The sequence below is a fragment of the Cryobacterium sp. PH31-L1 genome (genome assembly GCF_030063145.1).
Classification (GTDB): domain Bacteria; phylum Actinomycetota; class Actinomycetes; order Actinomycetales; family Microbacteriaceae; genus Cryobacterium.
On the sequence record NZ_JASISM010000004.1, the window covers coordinates 177052 to 196829 of the forward strand.

General features: G+C 66.4%; 21 protein-coding genes. 4 read left to right on the top strand and 17 right to left on the bottom strand.

Features of this window, described 5'->3' with window-relative positions:
* Positions 1-40: 40 nt before the first annotated feature.
* The 12 genes from lgt to rpe all read right to left on the bottom strand — a co-directional run bounded on the left by lgt (position 41) and on the right by rpe (position 9506).
* Positions 41-1030: a prolipoprotein diacylglyceryl transferase gene (gene lgt / locus QMF22_RS09800; protein WP_283453426.1), complete on the bottom strand. Its 990-nt coding sequence runs from the start codon at positions 1028-1030 to the stop codon at positions 41-43.
* 105 nt (positions 1031-1135) lie between these two features.
* Positions 1136-1954, bottom strand: a complete 819-nt coding sequence (gene trpA, locus QMF22_RS09805) for a tryptophan synthase subunit alpha (RefSeq protein ID WP_283453428.1) — start codon at positions 1952-1954, stop codon at positions 1136-1138.
* A gap of 26 nt (positions 1955-1980) precedes the next feature.
* Complete coding sequence (gene trpB / locus QMF22_RS09810) at positions 1981-3207, bottom strand: tryptophan synthase subunit beta (RefSeq protein WP_283453003.1); 1227 nt, start codon at positions 3205-3207, stop codon at positions 1981-1983.
* Positions 3208-3978, bottom strand: a complete 771-nt coding sequence (trpC, locus tag QMF22_RS09815) for an indole-3-glycerol phosphate synthase TrpC (RefSeq protein ID WP_283453004.1) — start codon at positions 3976-3978, stop codon at positions 3208-3210. It lies immediately after the preceding gene.
* Positions 3979-3997: 19 nt separating this feature from the next.
* Entirely contained in the window at positions 3998-4219 is a 222-nt protein-coding gene (locus tag QMF22_RS09820) for a DUF6704 family protein (RefSeq protein WP_283453006.1), read from the bottom strand.
* Positions 4220-4293: 74 nt separating this feature from the next.
* A complete protein-coding gene (locus QMF22_RS09825; protein ID WP_283453008.1) occupies positions 4294-4944 on the bottom strand; it encodes a Trp biosynthesis-associated membrane protein in 651 nt (216 codons plus the stop codon).
* Positions 4944-6500, bottom strand: a complete 1557-nt coding sequence (locus QMF22_RS09830; protein ID WP_283453010.1) for an anthranilate synthase component I — start codon at positions 6498-6500, stop codon at positions 4944-4946. Before QMF22_RS09830 ends, QMF22_RS09825 begins: the two co-directional genes overlap by 1 nt.
* Positions 6497-6877: a phosphoribosyl-AMP cyclohydrolase gene (gene hisI, locus QMF22_RS09835; protein WP_283453012.1), complete on the bottom strand. Its 381-nt coding sequence runs from the start codon at positions 6875-6877 to the stop codon at positions 6497-6499. Before hisI ends, QMF22_RS09830 begins: the two co-directional genes overlap by 4 nt.
* Positions 6877-7638: an imidazole glycerol phosphate synthase subunit HisF gene (gene hisF / locus QMF22_RS09840; RefSeq protein ID WP_283453014.1), complete on the bottom strand. Its 762-nt coding sequence runs from the start codon at positions 7636-7638 to the stop codon at positions 6877-6879. The genes hisI and hisF overlap by 1 nt, the downstream gene beginning before the upstream one ends.
* Before the next feature lie 23 nt (positions 7639-7661).
* The gene (hisG, locus tag QMF22_RS09845) at positions 7662-8501 is read right to left on the bottom strand and encodes an ATP phosphoribosyltransferase (protein ID WP_134459200.1); all 840 of its coding nucleotides are present in this window, start codon (positions 8499-8501) and stop codon (positions 7662-7664) included.
* A gap of 61 nt (positions 8502-8562) precedes the next feature.
* Complete coding sequence (locus QMF22_RS09850; protein WP_092340073.1) at positions 8563-8826, bottom strand: phosphoribosyl-ATP diphosphatase; 264 nt, start codon at positions 8824-8826, stop codon at positions 8563-8565.
* Positions 8823-9506: a ribulose-phosphate 3-epimerase gene (gene rpe / locus QMF22_RS09855; protein ID WP_283453020.1), complete on the bottom strand. Its 684-nt coding sequence runs from the start codon at positions 9504-9506 to the stop codon at positions 8823-8825. Before rpe ends, QMF22_RS09850 begins: the two co-directional genes overlap by 4 nt.
* Before the next feature lie 87 nt (positions 9507-9593).
* On the opposite strand from rpe, the gene QMF22_RS09860 reads away from it, so the two are divergent.
* Positions 9594-10133: a ribosomal maturation YjgA family protein gene (locus QMF22_RS09860; protein ID WP_283453022.1), complete on the top strand. Its 540-nt coding sequence runs from the start codon at positions 9594-9596 to the stop codon at positions 10131-10133.
* A 129-nt stretch (positions 10134-10262) separates the two neighbouring features.
* On the opposite strand, the gene QMF22_RS09865 is transcribed toward QMF22_RS09860, so the two are convergent.
* Together QMF22_RS09865 and QMF22_RS09870 are read right to left on the bottom strand one after the other, a co-directional pair.
* Positions 10263-10775, bottom strand: a complete 513-nt coding sequence (locus tag QMF22_RS09865) for an SRPBCC family protein (RefSeq protein WP_283453024.1) — start codon at positions 10773-10775, stop codon at positions 10263-10265.
* 283 nt (positions 10776-11058) lie between these two features.
* Positions 11059-13059, bottom strand: coding sequence for an HNH endonuclease signature motif containing protein (locus QMF22_RS09870; RefSeq protein ID WP_283453026.1), 2001 nt, complete (start codon positions 13057-13059; stop codon positions 11059-11061).
* A 259-nt stretch (positions 13060-13318) separates the two neighbouring features.
* Between QMF22_RS09870 and QMF22_RS09875 the strand changes: the two genes are divergently transcribed.
* The 3 genes from QMF22_RS09875 (at position 13319) to QMF22_RS09885 (ending at position 15261) form a co-directional block, all read left to right on the top strand.
* A complete protein-coding gene (locus QMF22_RS09875; protein WP_283453028.1) occupies positions 13319-13552 on the top strand; it encodes a helix-turn-helix domain-containing protein in 234 nt (77 codons plus the stop codon).
* A 240-nt stretch (positions 13553-13792) separates the two neighbouring features.
* Complete coding sequence (locus tag QMF22_RS09880; protein WP_283453030.1) at positions 13793-14248, top strand: hypothetical protein; 456 nt, start codon at positions 13793-13795, stop codon at positions 14246-14248.
* Between the two features lie 17 nt (positions 14249-14265).
* Positions 14266-15261 (top strand): IS3 family transposase, encoded by a 996-nt coding sequence (locus QMF22_RS09885; RefSeq protein WP_283453430.1) that lies wholly within the window; start codon positions 14266-14268, stop codon positions 15259-15261.
* 134 nt (positions 15262-15395) lie between these two features.
* Here the strand turns inward: QMF22_RS09885 and QMF22_RS09890 are convergent, their stop codons facing one another.
* Genes QMF22_RS09890 through QMF22_RS09900 form a run of 3 tightly spaced genes read right to left on the bottom strand, consistent with a single transcriptional unit; the run spans position 15396 to position 19777 of the window.
* A complete protein-coding gene (locus QMF22_RS09890) occupies positions 15396-16835 on the bottom strand; it encodes an RsmB/NOP family class I SAM-dependent RNA methyltransferase (RefSeq protein WP_283453033.1) in 1440 nt (479 codons plus the stop codon).
* Positions 16832-17749 (bottom strand): methionyl-tRNA formyltransferase, encoded by a 918-nt coding sequence (fmt, locus tag QMF22_RS09895; protein ID WP_283453035.1) that lies wholly within the window; start codon positions 17747-17749, stop codon positions 16832-16834. The genes QMF22_RS09890 and fmt overlap by 4 nt, the downstream gene beginning before the upstream one ends.
* Positions 17750-19777 carry a primosomal protein N' family DNA-binding protein gene (locus QMF22_RS09900; protein WP_283453037.1) on the bottom strand — a complete coding sequence of 676 codons (2028 nt, stop codon included), beginning with the start codon at positions 19775-19777 and terminating at the stop codon, positions 17750-17752.
* Position 19778: the final 1 nt, after the last annotated feature.

Sequence of the window (19778 nt, forward strand, 5' to 3'; positions counted from 1 at the left end):
GGCGCTACGTGTGTGTTGGCTGGATGTCAGCGAACGAACTCTACAGACGCGAAGCGCTCGTGCTTGTGGCTGGAGCCTCGGGTGATTCGGTGCGTTCATCGGCGTCATCGCTCTGATCCGCGGAGCTTTGATCAAGATCATCCGAATCGCTGTCTTCAAATTCTACCCCAGCGTCCGGTCCAATCCATTCCCGGCCCGGCACATAGGGGCTGGGTTCGAGGCCCGGGTGACGGTGACGCTGCACCAGAATGATGATCAGACCGACCGCAATGGCGGCGAGGGCCGCCCAGACGTTAGTGCGGATTCCGAAGTAAATCTCGCTCGGGTCAATGCGAATCGACTCAAAAAAGCTCCGACCCAGTCCATACCAGATGAGGTAGACGCCCAGAGTCTGCCCGAACCGCAGGCGGAACTTGCGCTCCAGATAGAGAATGACGGCAACACCGAGCAGGTTCCAGATGATTTCGTACAGAAAAGTCGGGTGGAACAGCGTGCCGTCCGGCAGCCCCACCGGGAATGCCGGGTTGCTCGGGTCGATTTCCAGGCCCCACGGCAGGGTCGTCGGCAACCCGAACAGTTCGTGGTTGAACCAGTTGCCGAGTCGGCCGGTGGCCTGGGCGACGAGCAGGGCGGGGGCGACGGCGTCGGCAAAGGTCCAAAAGCGGATACCGGCCAGGCGGCAGCCGATCCAGGCACCCACTGCACCACCGATCAGGGAGCCGAAAATGGCGTTTCCACCCTCCCAGATATACAGGGTACGGAGCAGATCGGCTCCCTCGAAGAAGTAGTCGCCCGGGTGGGTCAGCACGTGGTAGATACGCGCACCGACGATGCCGAGCGGCACGGCCCAGAGGATGATGTCGAGTACGACTCCCGGCTCAGCACCGCGCTTAGTGAGCCGGCGCGACGTGATGATCGTCGCGAGGATGATTCCGGCGAGGATGCACAGCGCGTAGGCGTGAATGCGGAACGGACCGAGGTCGAAGAAACTCCACGCGGGGCTCGGGATGCTCGTGCTCAGAAGACTCAAAGACACCTGGGTACTACCTTTCATCGTGACTCACGTCACCTGGGGCGAATCGATCGCCTCGAACAATTTAGCGTAGAACGGGCCTGGAACTTCCGAAGTGACAATTCACCGGGGCGGCGACGGCGGGCGAAGTTCGTTCGCACCGGCGGCGAGTTCGAGCGCCAGTCGGGCGACGGCGGGCACTCCCCCGTCGGTGAGCGCCTTCACGAGCGCGGAACCGACGATGGCGCCGTCGGCGTAGCCGAGGACTTCGCGGACCTGCTCGGGGGTGGAGATACCGAGGCCGACGCAGGCGCTGGTGCAGCCGGCGGAGCGCAGGCGTTCCACCAGGATCCGAGCGGCGGCATCGACGCCCGCGCGAGCACCGGTGGTGCCCATTGTTGAGACGGTATAGACAAATCCGCGGCTGGCTTCGATCGCCTGCACCAGGCGGGCATCGGACGAGGAGGGCGCGGCCAGGAAAACCCGGTCTAGGCCGATGCGCTCGCTCGCGGCCATCCAGTCGGCGGCTTCATCGGGAATGAGGTCGGGCGTGATCAGACCGGCACCACCGGCGGCCCGGAGGTCATCGGCGAAACGCTCAACTCCATACTGAACGACCGGGTTCCAATAGGTCATCACCAGAATGGGCGCGTCGACCTGCGCGGTGATGGCTTTGATCGCTTCAAAACCGTGGCGGAGTTTGAACCCGTTGGCCAGTGCCTGCTGGGTTGCCGCCTGAATGACCGGACCGTCCATCACCGGGTCGGAGTAGGGCAGGCCGAGTTCGATGATGTCGACGCCGTTGGCGACGAGGGCCACCGCCGCATCGATGCTGTCGTTCAGGGTGGGGAAACCAACCGGCAGGTAGCCGATGAGGGCTCCGCCGCCCTCGGCTCGGCGCCGGGCAATGGTCTGTTCGACCGTGCTCACGGTGCCACTCATTGCTTCATCGGCAAGAATTGGGGTGGTCATGACTGTTCAGCGCCTTCGTCGAGCAGGTCAAAGTACCGTCCCGCTGTTTCCATGTCTTTGTCGCCGCGACCGCTGAGGTTGACCAGAATGGTCGCTTCAGGGCCGAGCGCACGGCCGAGTTCGAGGGTGCCGGCGAGGGCGTGCGACGACTCGATCGCGGGGATGATGCCCTCGGTGCGGCTGAGCAGGCGCAGGGCGCTCATCGCCTCGTCGTCGCTGATCGGCAGGTAGGTGGCCCGGCCGATGCTCGACAGCCAGGCGTGCTCCGGTCCGACGCCCGGATAGTCGAGGCCGGCCGAGATGGAGTGGGATTCGACGGTCTGGCCGTCTTCGTCCTGCAGCAGCATGCTGCGGGCGCCGTGCAGCACTCCCGGACGCCCCTTGGTAATGGTGGCAGCGTGCCGCGGCGTGTCAATGCCGTCGCCAGCTGCCTCATAGCCGAACAGGGCGACATCCGGGTCGTCGAGGAAGGCATGAAAGATGCCCATGGCGTTGGACCCGCCGCCGACACAGGCTGTGACAGCATCCGGCAGGCTGCCGGTCAGGTCGAGCACCTGCTGACGGGCTTCCTCGCCGATGATCTTCTGAAAGTCCCGCACCATGGCGGGGAACGGATGCGGGCCGGCAACGGTTCCAAAAATATAGTTCGTAGTCTCAACGTTGGTGACCCAGTCGCGCATGGCGTCGTTGATGGCATCCTTGAGGGTGCGCGAGCCGGTCTTGACCGGAACGACCTCGGCGCCGAGCAGGCGCATCCGGGCCACGTTGAGGGCTTGGCGTTCGGTGTCAACCTCGCCCATATACACGACGCACTCCAGCCCGAAAAGGGCGGCGACCGTCGCCGTGGCCACGCCGTGCTGGCCGGCCCCGGTTTCAGCAATGACGCGGGTCTTGCCGATGCGCTTGGTGAGCAGGGCCTGGCCCAGGGCGTTGTTAATCTTGTGCGAGCCTGTGTGATTGAGATCTTCGCGCTTGAGGATGATGCGGGCGCCGCCGGCGTACTCGGCGAAGCGCGGAACCTCGGTGATGATCGAGGGGCGACCGGTGTAGTTGACGTGCAACTCCATCAAGGCCGCGGCGAAGGCGGGATCATTCTTGGCGAGTTCGTATTCCGCCGTGAGTTCATCGAGCGCCGCTACGAGGGACTCGGGCACGAACCTGCCGCCGAAGCCGCCAAAATACGGGCCGGACTGCACACGCAAGGATTCTTTTCGCACAGACATTTAAACCGCCAAAAACTCGGAAAGGGTTCGGATGGGATCGCTCGTGACGAGCGCTTCGCCGACCAGGACGACGTCGGCGCCGGCGGCACGGTAGTGCGCGACGTCGGCGGCCGTCTTGACGGCGGATTCGGCGACTCGGGTGACGCCGGACGGAATTCTGTCGGCCAGAGTACCGAAAAGGTTCTGGTCGAGTTCAAAAGTGGACAAATTCCGGGCGTTGACCCCGATCAGGCTTGCGCCGATGTCAAGTGCGCGGCTCACTTCGTCGCCGCTGTGGGTTTCGACCAGTGCGGTCATGCCGAGCTCGCGAATGAGATCGTGCAGGGAGACGAGGGTGGCCTGATCGAGCGCGGCCACGATCAGCAGCACGAGGTCGGCACCGGCGGCGCGGGCTTCGAACACCTGGTACGGCGTGCCGATGAAGTCCTTGCGGAGGATAGGAATGCTCACCGCGGCCCGCACCTGTTCGAGGTCGGTCAATGAGCCGTGAAAGCGACGCCCCTCGGTGAGCACGCTGATCGCGCTCGCGCCGCCGGTTTCATAGGAAACAGCCAACGCGGCCGGGTCGGTGATGGCCGCGAGGGAACCGCGGCTGGGGCTGGCCCGCTTGATTTCCGCGAGAATCTTGACGCCATCGGCCGGGGCCAGCGCCGCCAGCGCGTCGAGTGCGGGCGCGTGGGCGCGCGCCGCCGCCTCGACCGTCGCCAGTGGGCGAGTCAGGAGGCGTTGTTCGGCATCGGACACCGAGCCAGCGAGAAGTTCTTGAAGCACCAGGTCTCTTTGCTGCCGGTCAGTGGCCAGGCGACGTGGCACTGACGCCGTAGCCGACCTTGCTGAGTATGTAACCGACGATAACGCCGGCGATGAGCAGTCCAAAGGACGCCCAGACGAGCCAGACCAGCTCGAAGAAGAAGGCCGTGGTGCCGATGGCGAAAGCGGCCAGCATGATGATGACAGCGGTCCAGGCCGCCGCGGAGTGGCCGTGTCCGGGATCTGACAGATCGATGCTCATGGTTCTCCTCGTAAATACGTAAACACTGTGTGCGTTGACCAGCGGGTTAAGTCTAGCGGAGCGACGGCCCGCCTTCAGCGAGCGGTCGGGTCTTCACCGCGACTGAGATCGTCCCAGTCGCCGACGGAGTCGCTCGGGGCGACCTTCGCGGGCGGCGAGTTGCCAGAGAAGGGCGCAGCCGACACTGAATCGTCGGCTGAGGTGACCGATTCAAAACGCACGGCCTGGTACTTACGGGTCGGGCCAGGCCAGCGTGCGCTGGTCAGGATCACCATGACCCCGGCGGCGGCCATGAGTACGGCCGCCGCCATGGCGACGTATGGCCACGGCGTGACAATTGTGCCGAGCACGCTCAGCTGAATGGATTCATGACCGGCGATGCCCGTCGCTGCCGTGACCGCAGCGGCACTGGCATTTGATGGGTCATCGACCGCGAGGAACGCGGCGAGAAACACCGACACCCCGAGCAATACCTCGAGCGCGCCGAGCACGATACGAATGAGTCGACCGGCGATGGTGAGGGCACCGGCCAGGGCGAAACCGCAGAGCGCGAGTGCCGTCAGCGCCGGCGCGGCGATGGCTCCGTCGATCTGCAGCACCTGGGTGCCGGCGTCGGGAAGTCCGACTTCCGCGTGGACCCAGACCTGGGTCCAGGCCAACAATGCCAGTGCGCTCGCACCCAGAATAGCGAGTATGAGAATGAGTTTGAGCCGGCGAGGCGCCATTAGAACACCCGCCGCATCGCGTTGGCCACGGCCACCGCACGCAGCGGTGCTGCGGCCTTGTTCTGCGACTCCTGGTACTCCGAGGCCGGGTCGGAATCGGTGACGACGCCGCCACCGGCCTGCACGCGGGCGATGCCGTCCTTGATCGTCGCGGTGCGGATGGCGATGGCGAGGTCGGCGTCGCCGGCGAAGCCGAAGTAGCCGACCACTCCCCCATAGACGCCGCGCTGGGCCGGTTCGAGGGCGTCGATGATCTCCAGAGCCCGCGGTTTCGGTGCGCCCGACAAAGTTCCGGCCGGGAACGTGGCGCGGAAGACGTCGATCGCGGTCTGGCCCGGCACCAGGTTGCCCTCGACCGAAGAGACCAGGTGCATAATGTGACTGAAGCGTTCGATGCGCATGAACTCGGTCACTTCAACGGATCCGGCCGTGCAGACCTTGAGCAGGTCGTTGCGGGCCAGGTCGACGAGCATGAGGTGCTCTGCACGTTCCTTGGGGTCGTCGGCGAGTTCGATCGCGTAGTCGGCGTCGGCATCCGGTGTGGTGCCGCGTGGTTTCGAGCCGGCGATCGGATGGGTGAAGACACGTTGGTCTTGAACCTTGACGAGGGCTTCGGGTGAGGACCCCACGATCCAGTACGGGTCTCCGCTCGGTGTTTCGAGGCTCAGCAGGTACATGTACGGGCTCGGATTTAGGCTGCGCAGCACCCGGTAGACGTCGATCGGATGCGCGGTGCAGACCTGGTCGAAACGCTGCGAGATGACGACCTGAAACACATCGCCGTCAACGATGTGCTGCTTGCCGATGTTCACGGCGGCGAGAAAATCATCCCGGGTGGTGCGATTGCTCGGCGCGCTCGGCGCCTGCAGGTCGACCTCGGCGAGCCATGCTTCGCCGGGCGCGGCGAGGCGCTTTTGCAGGGAATCCAGGCGAGCCGTCGCATCCGCCCACAGTGTGTCTGGCGTGGCGAAGCCGTCGTTGAGCACATTGGCGATGAGCTGCACGGTGCCGTACTTGTGATCGAGCACGACGAGGTCGGCGACAAAGCTGAACGACTGGCCGGGAACGTCGTAGTCGGCCGGCGGCTGGTGCGGCAAGCGTTCGATCTGGCGAATCGCCTCCCAGCCGATGAAGCCGACCAGTCCGCCGGTCAGGGGCGGATGCTCCGGCAGCCGCGGCGTCTGCCAGCGGTCGAACAGGTAGGCCAGGGCTGCCAGGGGGGCACGGTCTGCCGCGGAGCCGAGAGCGCGTTCCGCTGACAGGCCATAGTCGATCCACCGGGTGTCATCGCCCTGCTGGGTGAGTACTCCGAAGGAGGAGACCCCGACGAAAGAGAACCGCGACCAAATGCCGCCCTGCTCGGCGGATTCGAGCAGAAAACTGCCGGGAAGCCCGTTGGCGAGTTTGCGGTAGATCCCCACCGGGGTCTCGCCGTCGGCGAAGAGCTCACGGATGACCGGAATGACCCGGTGTTCCTCGATGAGCGCGTCGAACTGGGTGCGCGATGTCGAACCTGCGGTGCGGGCGCCGGTGGCGGCCGGGGTGCTCTCGCTCATTCCGTGGGCCTTTCCATGGTGGTCGCGCCGAGGTCGCGCCCGTCGAAGCAGGTTCGCGTGCCGGTGTGGCAGGCTGCTCCGATCTGGTCGACCTGCACGAGCAGGGTGTCATTGTCGCAGTCGAACGCGGCCGAGTGCACGTACTGGGCGTGGCCGGAGGTGTCGCCCTTGCGCCAGAATTCCTGCCGGCTGCGCGACCAGAATGTGACGCGCCCCTCCGTGAGGGTGCGGCGCAGCGCTTCCCGGTTCATCCAGCCGAGCATGAGCACCTCCTGGGTGTCCCACTGTTGAATGACGGCGGGCAGCAGCCCGGCGTCGTTGAAGACGGCAGCATCGAGTTGGTCGTCGAGTTCTGTGCGTTCGTCGGGAAGCGACATCAGCGCACCAGCATTCCGGCGTCGGCGAGCTCACGCTTCACGTCGCCTATGGTCAGTTGTGCAGAGTGGAACACGGATGCCGCCAGCACTGCGTCCGCGCCCGCCCTGATCGCCGGTGGAAAGTCTGCGGCGCGGCCGGCTCCGCCGGACGCGATCACCGGAACGCGGCTGTTGGCCCGCATAAGGGCGATGAGCTCGGTATCGAAGCCGGCCTTGGTACCGTCGGCGTCGATCGAGTTGACCAGAAGCTCCCCCGCGCCCAGTTCGATCGCCTGCCTAGCCCAGGTCACGGCGTCCAGGTCGGTCTCGGTCCGGCCACCGTGAGTGGTGACGACGAAGCCGCTCTCGGTGCGATTGGAGCGCTTCACATCGAGGCTCAACACCAGCACCTGGGCGCCGAACCGGTTGGCGATCTCATTGATCAGGGCCGGTCGCGCGATCGCGGCGCTGTTGACGCCGACCTTGTCGGCACCGCTCGCCTGCAGGCGCGAGACATCTTCGACGCTGCGAATGCCGCCGCCAACCGTGAGCGGGATGAAGACCTGCTCAGCCGTGGCTCGCACGACGTCGTAGGTGGTTGCACGGTTGTCGACCGTGGCGGTGACGTCGAGAAAGGTGAGCTCGTCAGCGCCCTGCTCGTAGTACCGGCGCGCGAGTTCGACCGGGTCGCCGGCATCGCGCAGGTTCTGAAAGTTGACGCCCTTGACGACACGACCGTTGGCCACGTCGAGGCAGGGAATGACGCGCACACTCAGGCTCATGCGGTTCTCCTCTCGCGGGGTTCTTAGAGGCGGGCGTTGTGAATTGTGGTGACCAGAATCGCCCGAGCGCCGAGGGCGTAGAGGGCGTCCATCACATTGTTCATATCGAGGCGGGCGATCATGACCCGCACGGCAGCCCACTCGGGATCGTGCAGCGAAGACACTGTCGGCGATTCGATGCCGGGGGCAAGCGCGGCGGCCGCGTCGAGCAGGGCGACCGGAATGTCGTAGTCCAGCAACACGTATTGGCGGGCTACCAGCACGCCCTGCAGGCGGCGCAGCAGGGTGTCGATGCCGGCCTTGTCGTTGGTTGAGCTGATCAACACGGCGGTCGACTCGAGAATGACCGGTCCGAAGATTTCGAGGCCAGCCTTACGCAGGGTCGTACCAGTGGAGACGACGTCGGCGACGGCATCCGCTACGCCAAGCTGGACGGCGGATTCGACGGCGCCATCGAGTTCGACGAGGTCGACGGTCACCGAGTGGGTGGCGAGGAAGCGTTCGACCAGGCCGGGGTAGCTCGTGGCGACGCGCAGGCCGTCGAGGTCCTTCAGCTCGGTGAAGCGGCCGGCCGGACCGGCGAAACGAAAAGTGGAATCGCCGAAGTCGAGGCTGGCGATCTCCACGGCTTTGGAGTGCGAGTCGAGCAGCAGGTCGCGGCCAGTGATACCGACGTCGAGTGCGCCCGATCCCACGTAGGTCGCGATATCGCGGGGGCGCAGGTAGAAGAATTCGACCCCGTTGCGCGGGTCGGCGGTAACGAGGTCTCGCGGGTCGCGGCGGCCGGTGTAGCCGGCTTCGGCGAGCATCTGCGCGGCGGTTTCAGACAACGAGCCCTTGTTGGGCACGGCAATTCTCAGCATGGGGGTACTCTCTCGGTTTTGTAGCACGACTGATTTGTGATTTTTCGCCGACGGGCGAGGGTCACAGATGTCGGTAGATGTCAGCCGGAGAGAGGCCTTTGGCGATCATCATGACCTGCAGGTGGTACAGCAATTGGGAGATCTCAGCGGAGGTTTCGTCGTCGCTCTGAAACTCGGCGGCCATCCAGACTTCGGCGGCTTCCTCAACAATTTTCTTGCCGATGGCGTGCACGCCGGCGTCGAGTTCGCGTACGGTACCGGAACCCTCTGGGCGGGTGGCGGCCTTGTCGCTCAGTTCTACGAAAAGGTCATCGAATGTTTTCACGACTCTAGGTTACCCGCCCCGTGACGGTGGCTGGCCGCGCTCTGGCGCAGCAGGGCGATCTGGGCGGCCGGATTATCTGCCCCGAACACGCTGGAACCGGCCACGAACGTGTCCGCGCCGGCCGCCGCTGCTATCTCAATAGTCTGCGCGGTGATGCCGCCGTCGACCTGTAGCCAGACGTCGAGGCCGCTGTTCTGCACCACTGTTCGTAGCTGGGCAAGCTTCGGCATGGTTGATTCCATGAAGCTTTGGCCACCGAAACCGGGCTCGACGGTCATGACGAGCACCTGGTCGAATTCGGGGAGCAGCCCGAGGTAGGGCGTCACATCGGTGCCGGGCTTCAGGGCAATGCCGGCGCGGGCGCCGATCTGCCGCAATTTTCTCGCCAGCGCGACCGGTTCCGTCGTGGCCTCGGCATGAAAGGTGACCGAGTAGGCGCCGGCCTCCGCGTAGCCTGGCGCCCAACGCTCGGGGTCGTCGATCATCAGGTGGACGTCCAGTGGCAGCGGCGACACCTGCTGCAGCCGTTGCACCATGCCGAGCCCGAAGGTGAGGTTCGGTACGAAGTGGTTGTCCATGATGTCGACGTGCACGAGATCGGCCGAGCTGATGCGACCCAGCTCGCTCTCGAAATTGGCGAAGTCGGCAGCAAGGATGCTCGGATTGATGCGGGTAGCCATCCGCTCAGCCTATCGAGCCGCAGCTGAGCGCGGGGCTGAGCGGTGGCGGGTCGCCAAGCTTGCGGGGCGGTCACCTATCCTCAAGAGATGGAACGATCGGAATCCCCGGAATCCCCGGAATCCCCGGAATCGCCGGAATCGCCGAATTCGCTGGATTCGCCGAATTCGTCGGGATCGTCGGGATCGTGGGGGACATCGGGATCGCCGGGGACGTCGGGAACGAGACCTCCGTCGCGAATCCGGCTGACCCTCATCGCTGCCGGCGCGGTCGTCATCGGCACCGGGTTAGCGGTTCATTTCACCGTCACTGGGCCGGTCGGCGATTTCGCTGCGGACGCTCTGTACGCGGTGCTGGCCTACCTGACCGTGTCATTCATCGCTCGACGCCTTCGACCTGAGGGCAGTGCAGCAGTTGCCTATGTGATCTGCGTTGCGATCGAGGCAGCCCAACTCTCCCCCGGGCCGGCTGCCCTGGCCGAGGTCTTTCCGCCGGCCCGGCTCGTGCTCGGCACGACGTTTGCGCCCGTTGACCTCCTCGCCTATGCCGTGGGCGTGGCGGTCGCCCTGGTCTGCGACCGGCTCATTCCCCGACGGCGCAGGCGACCAATTTCGCCAACCGCCACGTAGCTCCCCCGGAATGCGCTCGGGCGAGCAGCAGTCACCTTGGTCGAACCGCCACAATCTCGGAACGTATGGGGCAGCGTCGATGCAGACCGTCAGGATGTGCCACGGATCGAGCTGCCCACCGGCAGGCCGTCAGGATGTGCCCGGGATCATGGCGCCCGATGGCAGGCCCAGTTCCACGTAGTGCTCGTAGCGTTCCTGCCAGCTCGAAGCGGATGCCCCGTGGGGACCGTCACTTTCGTGACCGGCGAGGTGCACGTCGAGTTGGGCCAGGCAGACGTCCCAGCCTGCGGCGTTGCGGGCTGCCTCGTTCTCGGCGGTGAGGGTGTCGACGAGCGTTAAGACGCATTCGCTCGAATTTATCGCGGTCAGGTCGAACCGCAACACGTTGCTGCCCCACGAAAAGGCCACGAGCTGCAGCGGAGTGAAGGCGAGTACCGTTCCCGCGCTGTCGGGGGTATTGGGATCCCCGGCAAAGGTGACCGTTCCGCCGACGCGAGGTTCGATGGTCAGCGTGCTCGGAAACCAACGCGCCGACTCGTCCGGCACTGTGAGGGCCCGCCAGACGCGCTCCGCAGTGTACGGGAGCGTTCGTTCCAGTCGTACTGCGGGGCGTCCGTCACGTTGAGTGAATGTTGCGTTCATCCGTTCCACGATACGCCCGGTGACCACCCACCCGCCGGTCGAGGCGCGAGGAACGAGCCATCGAGACCCGCCACTCCGCCGGTCGAGGCGCGAGGAACGAGCGATCGAGACCAGCGGACCCAGGGGATCTCGATCGCTCGCAAGCTCGCGCCTCGATCAGCGATTCCCCGGGTCGAGCCCGAACCCGCCGGTCGAGGCGCGAGGAACGAGCGATCCAGCCCCACCCACCTGCCGGTCGAGGCGCGAGGAACGAGCCATCGAGACCCGCCAGATCGGGGTGGGGTTACTTTTCCCCGTTGGGTTTCTCCGCCGGGGTGGCGGCGCGGTTTTGGCCGCCGGGCCGCCAGGTTTGGGTGGGGTCGAAGATGAGGGGGCCGCGTACCCAGGGGCGGCCGTCTCTCATATCGATGTCCCAGCCGGAGGTTTCGATGCTGGCGTGCCCGGCGTTGCAGAGCAGGACGGCGTTGTCGATGTCGGTGGGTCCGCCCTTGCGCCAGGGGATGACGTGGTGAACCTGTGCCAGGTGCGGTGGCACGGTGCAGCCGGGGATCACACAGCCGCCATCACGGGCGGCCAACGCGCGGCGTTGACTGGCGGTGAAGAACCGGTTGCTGTCGCCGAGGTGCAATACCTGACCTGTGTGGCCGAACAGCACGGGCTGATACCCACCGGCACAGACCAGCTCATCGACCTGCTTCACGGTGAGGGGACCATCGACACCATCGATCCAGCCGGCACCGCGCCCGGCGAGGAGGTCGTAGATATTGATGTGCACGAGCACCGTCGGTGCCGCGCCGCCCATCGTTGGTGTGCCGGGCTGTCGGGCGGCCGCTTCGAACACCGCGCGGAGGATCCCGGCCTGCTTCTCCCCGATCGAGCGGGGGGCGGCGGGTTCCTGCGGGCAGGGGCTGAGCGTGGCGGGCCGGTCGGAGCCGTGCAGGTGGCCGTTCTCGCCCCTCGCCGCCTCGTCGTAGTCGTCGTTCTGGCCGTTCTGGCCGTTCTGGCCGTTCTGGCCGTTCTGGCCGTTCTGGCCGTTCTGGCCGTTCTGCTCGGTCGGCGCGTCCTCGTCGTGACCGCGGCTGTGGCTCGGCTCGGTCTGTTCACTCGCGGCGCCCTGCACGGCTTGGTGACCCTGCTCGGCCTGCTCGCCCTGCTCGGCCTGCTCGGCCGCGCCGCCCTGCTCGGCCTGCTCGCCCTGCTCGGCCTGCTCGGCCGCGCCGCCGTGCTCGCCGTGCTCGCCGTGCTCGCCGGAGGCTCCGCTTTCGGTAAGGCCTGCGTCGCCGTCAAGATCGATGGTGTTGCTGTCACTTTCGTCGCTGCCACGTGACGAGCCGCCACTCGCAGTGCCGTCTGCACAGGGTTCGGTCTCACTGAACGCGACCCTCGCGCGGGGCGCAGCCCCGGGAACCGGGTTCGCCGCCGCGCTCGAGAGGTACGCGTCGAAAACGGTGCTGATAATGGCACGGTCGAGGGTGGTCAGCCAACCGTTCAGGCTGTAGCCACCGTTCGCCAGCCCACCAAAGGCCAACCAGCTGCGCCGCTCCGCCGCGGTCTCGCCGGGCGCCGACCCCTCGGGGGACAGTCGCGCCTGCCAGGCAATGCCCTGCAGCCGCAGCGACTCCGGCGCAAACGCGATCCCAGCACCCGGCAGACCCTCGGTCTCCGGCGTGATCGCCCCGGACCCACTCGCCACCAGGGAACGCTCGACACGGTCGAGGTCATCCACCAAGACGGAGGGGCGCAGTTCGTCGAGAACGTTCACGATCACCCGGGCCTGCTCGACGCCGAGCTCCCCGCCCTGCAACGCCTCCCCGACCGCGGGGTAGGTCGGTGCGAGGGGCCGGCCCAGCAGCATCCGCTCACCGGCAGTCTTGCCCAGCGACGCACGCTGCCGCACCTCGCCGCGCGACAGGCGGGCGAGGGTGGAGACGAGCACGAGGCCGCTGCGGCAGCCGAGCCGGCGCGCCAGGGATACTGCCCCCGCGGCGGCCAGCTCGGTCTGATCGGCCGTCATCTCTGCGGCGGTCGTGGCAACGGACTTGTCCAGATATTCGGAGCGGCGGAGAACATCAGTCGTGGACAGCACCAGGGCACCATCAACAACCCGGCCAACACTCTCCAGGGCGAGCAGCATGCTCAACGATTCCTCGTCGCCCAGCGACCCGAACGACACCCCACCCAACGCCGCCAACAGAATCTCCCGAGCCTGCCCCACCGCAATGACGGGGTTCGAACTAGCCTCACTCGGGTTTTCCATGAACATGGGCGCCAGTGCCTCCTTCACACCGATTCTACCCCGAATCGAACACAAACGCGAGAGAAACTCAAATAGAATTCAGCGCAGAAATCGACGTTTTCTGTGGGATTGGAGGTGACGCCCGGCCAGTAATGCTGGTAAGACCAGTACATTTCACCGCTGGAATCCGGCCCGCGGCTGTCGAATAGGTCTTTGAATTGCGCTCTCTTTCTTAGAATCGAGCATCAGCACGATGGCTCGACTCCGTCACAGTCAGGCCAGTCGAGGACCCTCAGGGACTCATTTAGTGCCCGCCGCTCCGGAGGACGACTTCGGCATTCACTGCCAGCTGGAGGAGTTGCTCGAGCAGCGCGGCATGACGCTGACACGACTGAGCGTCCTTGTCGGCGTCAGCATCGTCAGTCTGTCCGTTCTGAAGAACGATCGAGCGAAGGCCATCCGCTATTCAACGCTGCGAGCGATCTGCGATGCGCTCGACTGCGATGTGGGCGATCTTCTGGGCATAAGTTCACGCAGCTGACGGATGCCGCCGCAGTCAGCGCCCGAGGACACCGGCCTGGGCCGTGATCGCGAGGTAGGCCCATGATCTATCGTGGGCCCGCTTGCCTGGCCCGGGCCCGGAACGTGGGGCGGGGCGGGGTGGAGTGCGGTACAGCCGCCGACGTGAGCGCGCCCGATCTGGGTAGTCGCTACGGTAACGCGGTAGTTGTCATGATGGTCGTGAGACATCGTGGTGACGAACGCTGAATCGGAGCAAATCATGAATGACATGGTGATAGGTCGAACGAGCAGTGGCGGGCGATCGTTTCCTTTGGCGTTTCGGATTGAGTACCTGCGCCGCTGGGATGAATGCGTGGAGTGGGGCGCGAAGGTGCGGCTGCTGCGCGAGTTCGACCTGGCGAAGGGCACGGTGGATCGGTGGCTGAGGGCCCGCGACGAGGGAGACTGGACGGCATCGATGGTCGCAACGTCAGAGAGGTCGCCGCGAAGAATGGGAAATCGTGATCGCGCCGAGTTGGCGCGGCTGCGGGTGGAGAACGAGGCCTTGAAGAAAAAGGTCGCGCAGTCCGAGGCAGCACAACAGATCTTGGGAAAAGCATTCGAGCTCTTGGAAGGGATCACCACGAGCTCGAACGAGGAACAAACAACGATCCCGCCGGCGTTGATGAGTGCAGACGAGTACGCGGCCTGGCTGAAACGACGCAAGCTGTCCTGACTCTCACGGTCACGGCGCTGGCCGAGGAAACGGCGATGCCGATCGTGGACGCGTGCCATCTGGTCGGAATGGCCCGGTCCACGTATTACCGCATCAGCCGCGGCTACCAGCATTACCGGCCCGTCGCTGAGCCGATCCCGCACCGAGACCGCCGGCAACCAGCAGCGCTCGACGCGGAGGAACGCGCCGGGATCCTTACCGTGCTCTGCGAGCCGAAATATGTAGACAAATCGGTGGTGCAAACGTATTGGCACGCCTTCGACGCGGGGACTGTGGCGTGTTCGCAGCGCACGTTCTATCGAGTCGCCAACGCTCACCGTCTGGTCGGGGATCGTCGACGCACCCGAGCCCCGCGCTCCGCCTCGCCGCGAACTCCGGCCGTGGCCACTGCCAAGCCCGGGGATTTATGGTCGTGGGACATCTCCGAGCTGAACGGACCCAGTTACCACGATCGGTACTACCTCTACCTGATCATCGACGTCTTCTCGCGATACCCAATCGGCTGGTGCATCGAGACCTACATCTCCAGAAAACGAGCCGTGACGCTGTTCACCGATGCGATCGCCACCCACGGCGCCCCGACGGTCGTGCACTCTGACAACGGATCCTCCATGCGCTCCAAAGACCTCATCGACGCCCTCGAGGGCAACGGCATCATCACCTCGTATTCTCGCCCCCGGGTCAGCGACGACAACCCCTTTTCGGAATCGCTGTTCAAGACGATCAAGTACGACCCGAGCTCCCCGGACCGGTTCGACCATCGCGATCACGCCCGCCAATGGACTCAAGATTTCCTGGACCTGTATGCCACCGAGCACCGCCACAGCGGTCTCAGCCGACACACCCCAGCATCCGTTTTCGACGGCACCGCCCACCTCGTCCAAGCACAGCGGCAACGGGCACTCGACGTTTACTACGACCAGCACCCGGAACGCTTCCGCCGGCCTCCCACGGCACCAGAACTACCCCAACCCACAGGCATTAACACCCACCTCCTGTCTCAGACAGGTTGACAACTACCGAACGCGCGTAGCGACCACCAATATCGGGCGCGCTCATCCGCGTGTTCGATGGGTGTGGGGACCAGGCCACCCAAAGCGGGCGCGCGCATCCGCTTGCTGGGCAGGGGCACGAGCGACGCGCGAGGCTAGAGAGAGCGCTGCAGCAGGGTAATGAACATGGCGTCGGTGCCGTGGCGGTGCGGCCACAGCTGCACGCTGCCGGTGCCCGCGGGCAGGTCAAGGTTTGCAGCGCTGAACGACTGCACGACGGATGCCGTGTCGAGCGCCGTCACCTGGCCGTCGGCCTTGCGCACGGCGAGGGCGACGATCGCGCGGGTCTCGGCGGTGTGCGGCGAACAGGTCACATAGGCGAGGATTCCGCCGGGCTTCAGCGCGAGCAGGGCCGCGTCGATGAGCCCGGACTGCAGACCCGCAAGGTCGGCGACGTCCTTGGGCTGCTTGCGCCAGCGCGCCTCCGGCCGGCGACGCAGGGCGCCGAGGCCGGTGCAGGGTGCGTCGAGCAGGATGCGATCGAAGGTATCCGGATGCGTTTGGCCGATGGTGGTGCCGTCGACTTCCCAGACCGGCACCGTTTCGGGGAGCGCCGCGAGGGCCGTGCGCACGAGAGTCGCCCGAGCGGGAACGAGTTCGTTCGCCACGAGTTCGGCTCCCCCGGCGCGAGCTTCGGAGGCGAGCAGGGCGGCCTTGCCACCGGGGCCGGCGCAGAGGTCGAGCCACCGCTCCCCCGCAACAATTGGACGCGCCCGGCTGAGCGCCAGTGCAGCAATCTGGGAGCCTTCGTCCTGCACCCGAACCCGGCCATCCGTAGCGGTCACGAGGTGGTACGGGTCTCCGGAATCCAGCACGAAACCGACCGGCGAGAATTCATCTACGAGGCCCAGGCGTTCACGGTCGGCGTCGGTCGCGAGACCGGGAAGCGCGACCATGTTGACCTTGGCCGCCATATTGTCGGCGGCGAGCAGATCGGCGAGTTCACTCTCGTGCCCCTCGGCGCGGAGGGCCTGGCGAAAGGCCCGCACGATCCAGGCGGGGTGGGAGAACTCGGCGGCGAGCCGGTCGTCGGCGTTGACCGCGCCCTGAAGCACCAGATCGCGCCACTCCTCGGCGCTCGACCGGGAAATCGTGCGCAACACCCCGTTGGTGAAGCCGGTCGCGGAACGTGAACCCACCTGTTTGGCCAGCGAGACCGATTCGTTGACCGCGGCGTGGGTGGCGACGCGGGTGGCGAGCAGCTGGTGGGCTCCAAGACGCAGCACATCGAGGATGGCCGGGTCGATGGCACTGACCGGCCGGTTGGCCGCGAGTGCGATCACGCGATCGTAGAAGCCCTGCATGCGCAGGGTGCCGTAGGTGAGCTCGGTCGCGAGGGCGGCATCCGCTGTGCCCAGGGCGGCACGCTGGATGCGGGTCGGCAGTAGCAGGTTGGCGTAGGCATCGGATTCGCGCACGGCGGCGATCACCTCGTAGGCGATGCGGCGCGCCGGCTGCACGTAGTCGGTCGGGGTCTGGCGAGGACGAGCCGACGTCGTGCCGGCACGATCCGTACGCGGGCGCTCGTCACTCATGAGGCCGTCACCGACTCTGCTCCCACTCCGCGCCACCAGTCGTTTCCTGTCATTGCTGTCTTTCCGGCCGGTTGCACGCGCAGCAGAACCAGCGGTTCGGTCTGCGTGCCCACGAGCACTACATTGTCGCGCTGCAGAATGGTTCCGGCAGGCAGATTGGAATCGAGGGCGCTCGGGGCGACCTCGAGAAGTTTCAAAACGGCGCCGTTCACGGTGGTGAACGCGCCCGGTTCGGGCGTCACGCCACGAATGTGGCTGTAGACGGATGCTGCCGGCCGGCCGAAATCGATACGCGCGTCCTCCCGCACCAGTTTGGGCGCGAGGGTCACCTCCCCGGTCTGCGGGACGGCAACGGCGGTGCCGGCGGCGAGCTCATCGACGACCCGCAGCAGCAGGTCCGCTCCGCTGTGGCTCAGTTCCTCGAGAAGTATTCCCGATGTGGAATGTGCTCCGACTGGGCGGGAGAAGCTGCCGAACACGGCGCCGGCGTCGAGTTCGGGCACCAACTGGAACACGGCAGCGCCGGTGAGTTCATCGCCGGCCAGGACGGCACGCTGCACCGGGGAAGCGCCGCGCCAGCGCGGCAGCAGGGAGAAGTGCAGGTTGATCCAGCCGAGGCGGGGAACAGAGAGCAGGGGCTCGCGCACGATTCCGCCGTAGGCGACGATGACACCGAGGTCGGGCCGCAGGGCGCGGATGGTGTCGGTCGCTTCGGTATGTAACCGGTTGGTCTTCAGCACCGGGTATTCCCGTTCGGCCGCGGCCTGCGCGACCGGCGAGGGGGTGAGGGTGCGCTTGCGGCCGAGGGGGGCATCCGCTCGGGTGATCACGGTGACGATCTCATGATCGGTGCCGGCCAGGGCGGTGAGGCTGGGGACGGCGACCTCGGGCGTGCCGGCAAAGACGAGTTTCATTTAGAGCAGCTCCGGGTCGTCGAATCGAACTTTAAGTGTAGGTGCCGGTTGGAACGAACCGGACTTCGGCTTGCGGCGCCTGGCCGCGTTGCGCACGACCGCCGCTTTGAGCGCGCGGGCGACCTCATCGCCACGGGCGTAGCCGAACCGCACGACCGCACGCACCAGGGGCGCCTCGGTGTCCACCGGACCGAGCACGTCGAGGCCGGCGACCGCAGCCAGATCGGCCAGGGCAGCGTCGACGTCAGTGGCAGTTCCCGTCACGGACGCCACCCGCACGGCCGGCGGAAAGCGCAGCTGACGACGGTCAGCAAGCTCACTCGCGGCGAAAATGTCGGGGCGCCAGGAGTTGAGCGCCCGAGCCAGGGCTCCGCCGACTCCGGTCAGCAGCACGGGAGCGCCCGGGGCGGCGAGGGCTGCGGCGTTGGACCACCAGCGCAGGCAGTCCTCACCGACCCGGAGGGATTCGCGGGCGAGCATGCGTTCACCATCGAGAATGAGAATGGCCCGGTAGCCGCCGGTCGGCACCGGTTCGGCGCCGCGGGTGGCGATGACGAGGGCCGGCTGCGGTCCAAGGGTCTGCACGGTGTGCTCGCCGTCGGCGACGATGACGCGGGCTCCGGGAAAGGCGCGGCCGAGTTCTTCGGCGGTACGCCCGGTGCCGAGCGTCACTACGCGCAGTTTGGTGCCCTCACAATGCAGGCAGGTCCAGCCGGCCGCGAGGGCGCCGCACCACCGGCAGGACGGCACGGCGGAGGCCGATTTAAGGCCGAGTGGCCCCTGGCAGTGCGTGCAGCGGGCCGCCTTCTTGCAGCTCTGGCAGGCGAGCATGGGCGCGTACCCGGGACTGGCGACCTGCACCAGCACGGGGCCGTGGGCGAGCGCTTCGCGGGCGGTCTGCCAGGCGGCCGAAGGGATGCGGGCCGCACGAGCCTGTTGGTCGGGTTCCGACTGAAAATCGGTCGGGATGACGCGTGGGTGCCGGTCGGCGGCCGGACTCACTTCGCTGAGGTAGCCCAGCTCGACCAGGCGCTGGGTTTCGACGCTGCGGGAGTGGCCGAGCAGCACGAGGGCGCAGTCGGAGTCCTGCTGGCGTACTAGGGCCGCGTCGCGGGTGTTGACGTAGGGGCTGAGCGGCTCGATGTAAAGCGGGTCGCCGTCGTCCCAGACGGCGATCAGGCCGAGGTTGTGCGCCGGGGCGTAGACGGCCGACCGGTTGCCGAGAATGATTCGAGGCGCGGGCTCGAGGCAGGCCAGGAAGGCGCGGTACCGGTCGGGGTTCGGTTGGCGGGCGTCGACCCGGCTCAGCGGAAGACCGGAGGCAAGCTGGGCCAGTGCGGCCCGCACCTGATCCTGATCGCGAAAGTCGGGAACGCAGAGGATGGCGCTCCGCCCGGTGCCGAGGGTGGCGACGGCCAGTTCGGCCAGAGTTTTCGCCCAGCGTCCGATGGTGCTGCCGTCGTCGAGCTGGGTGAGTTCGGGGATTGCCGCCACGGCAACCCGCTGGTGCTCCACGATAGCGGTGTCGAGGCGGCCGGTCGGGTAGCCGACGAAAGCCGGGGTGGCCAGGGCGATAGCGACGGGTGACGGTTCCGGGCCGGCGGTCTCGACGGGCGCCTCTTGTGCGGTCAGCCAAGCCTTTTCGACCCGCACCTGGCGGGGCGGAACAGCGAGGCGGATGATGTCGCTCGCGTTCCCGGCCGCCCGATCCGCCAGTCGGCGGGCCAGTTTCCAGACCTGGGGCGTGAGCACGACGGCCGTGGACACGACTGAATCGAGCGGACTCAGGGCGCCGCGGAAGGCGCCATCCGCTTCGGAATCGGACGCCGTACGCGGCGCGCGGGGATCGAATACCTCGATCACATACGCGTCCACAACCCGTCCGCCGGAGCGAAACGGCACCTTGACGCGCATGCCGGCCGCAATCTGGCCCACCAGTTCGGCGGGTACGCCGTAGTCGAACAGGTGGTCCAGTTGCGGCAGGGGGGAATCGATCAGCACCCGTGCGACGAGGCCGGTGTGCGTCATG

What these genes read in the sequence shown, in the direction of transcription:
- trpA (WP_283453428.1), bottom strand. Translation starts at nt 1,954, where the DNA reads ATGAGTGGCACCGTGAGCACGGTCGAACAGACCATTGCCCGGCGCCGA.
- trpB (WP_283453003.1), bottom strand. Translation starts at nt 3,207, where the DNA reads ATGTCTGTGCGAAAAGAATCCTTGCGTGTGCAGTCCGGCCCGTATTTT.
- QMF22_RS09820 (WP_283453006.1), bottom strand. Translation starts at nt 4,219, where the DNA reads ATGAGCATCGATCTGTCAGATCCCGGACACGGCCACTCCGCGGCGGCC.
- QMF22_RS09825 (WP_283453008.1), bottom strand. Translation starts at nt 4,944, where the DNA reads ATGGCGCCTCGCCGGCTCAAACTCATTCTCATACTCGCTATTCTGGGT.
- QMF22_RS09830 (WP_283453010.1), bottom strand. Translation starts at nt 6,500, where the DNA reads ATGAGCGAGAGCACCCCGGCCGCCACCGGCGCCCGCACCGCAGGTTCG.
- hisI (WP_283453012.1), bottom strand. Translation starts at nt 6,877, where the DNA reads ATGTCGCTTCCCGACGAACGCACAGAACTCGACGACCAACTCGATGCT.
- hisF (WP_283453014.1), bottom strand. Translation starts at nt 7,638, where the DNA reads ATGAGCCTGAGTGTGCGCGTCATTCCCTGCCTCGACGTGGCCAACGGT.
- hisG (WP_134459200.1), bottom strand. Translation starts at nt 8,501, where the DNA reads ATGCTGAGAATTGCCGTGCCCAACAAGGGCTCGTTGTCTGAAACCGCC.
- rpe (WP_283453020.1), bottom strand. Translation starts at nt 9,506, where the DNA reads ATGGCTACCCGCATCAATCCGAGCATCCTTGCTGCCGACTTCGCCAAT.
- QMF22_RS09860 (WP_283453022.1), top strand. Translation starts at nt 9,594, where the DNA reads ATGGAACGATCGGAATCCCCGGAATCCCCGGAATCCCCGGAATCGCCG.
- QMF22_RS09865 (WP_283453024.1), bottom strand. Translation starts at nt 10,775, where the DNA reads ATGAACGCAACATTCACTCAACGTGACGGACGCCCCGCAGTACGACTG.
- QMF22_RS09880 (WP_283453030.1), top strand. Translation starts at nt 13,793, where the DNA reads ATGAATGACATGGTGATAGGTCGAACGAGCAGTGGCGGGCGATCGTTT.
- QMF22_RS09890 (WP_283453033.1), bottom strand. Translation starts at nt 16,835, where the DNA reads ATGAGTGACGAGCGCCCGCGTACGGATCGTGCCGGCACGACGTCGGCT.
- fmt (WP_283453035.1), bottom strand. Translation starts at nt 17,749, where the DNA reads ATGAAACTCGTCTTTGCCGGCACGCCCGAGGTCGCCGTCCCCAGCCTC.
- QMF22_RS09900 (WP_283453037.1), bottom strand. Translation starts at nt 19,777, where the DNA reads ATGACGCACACCGGCCTCGTCGCACGGGTGCTGATCGATTCCCCCCTG.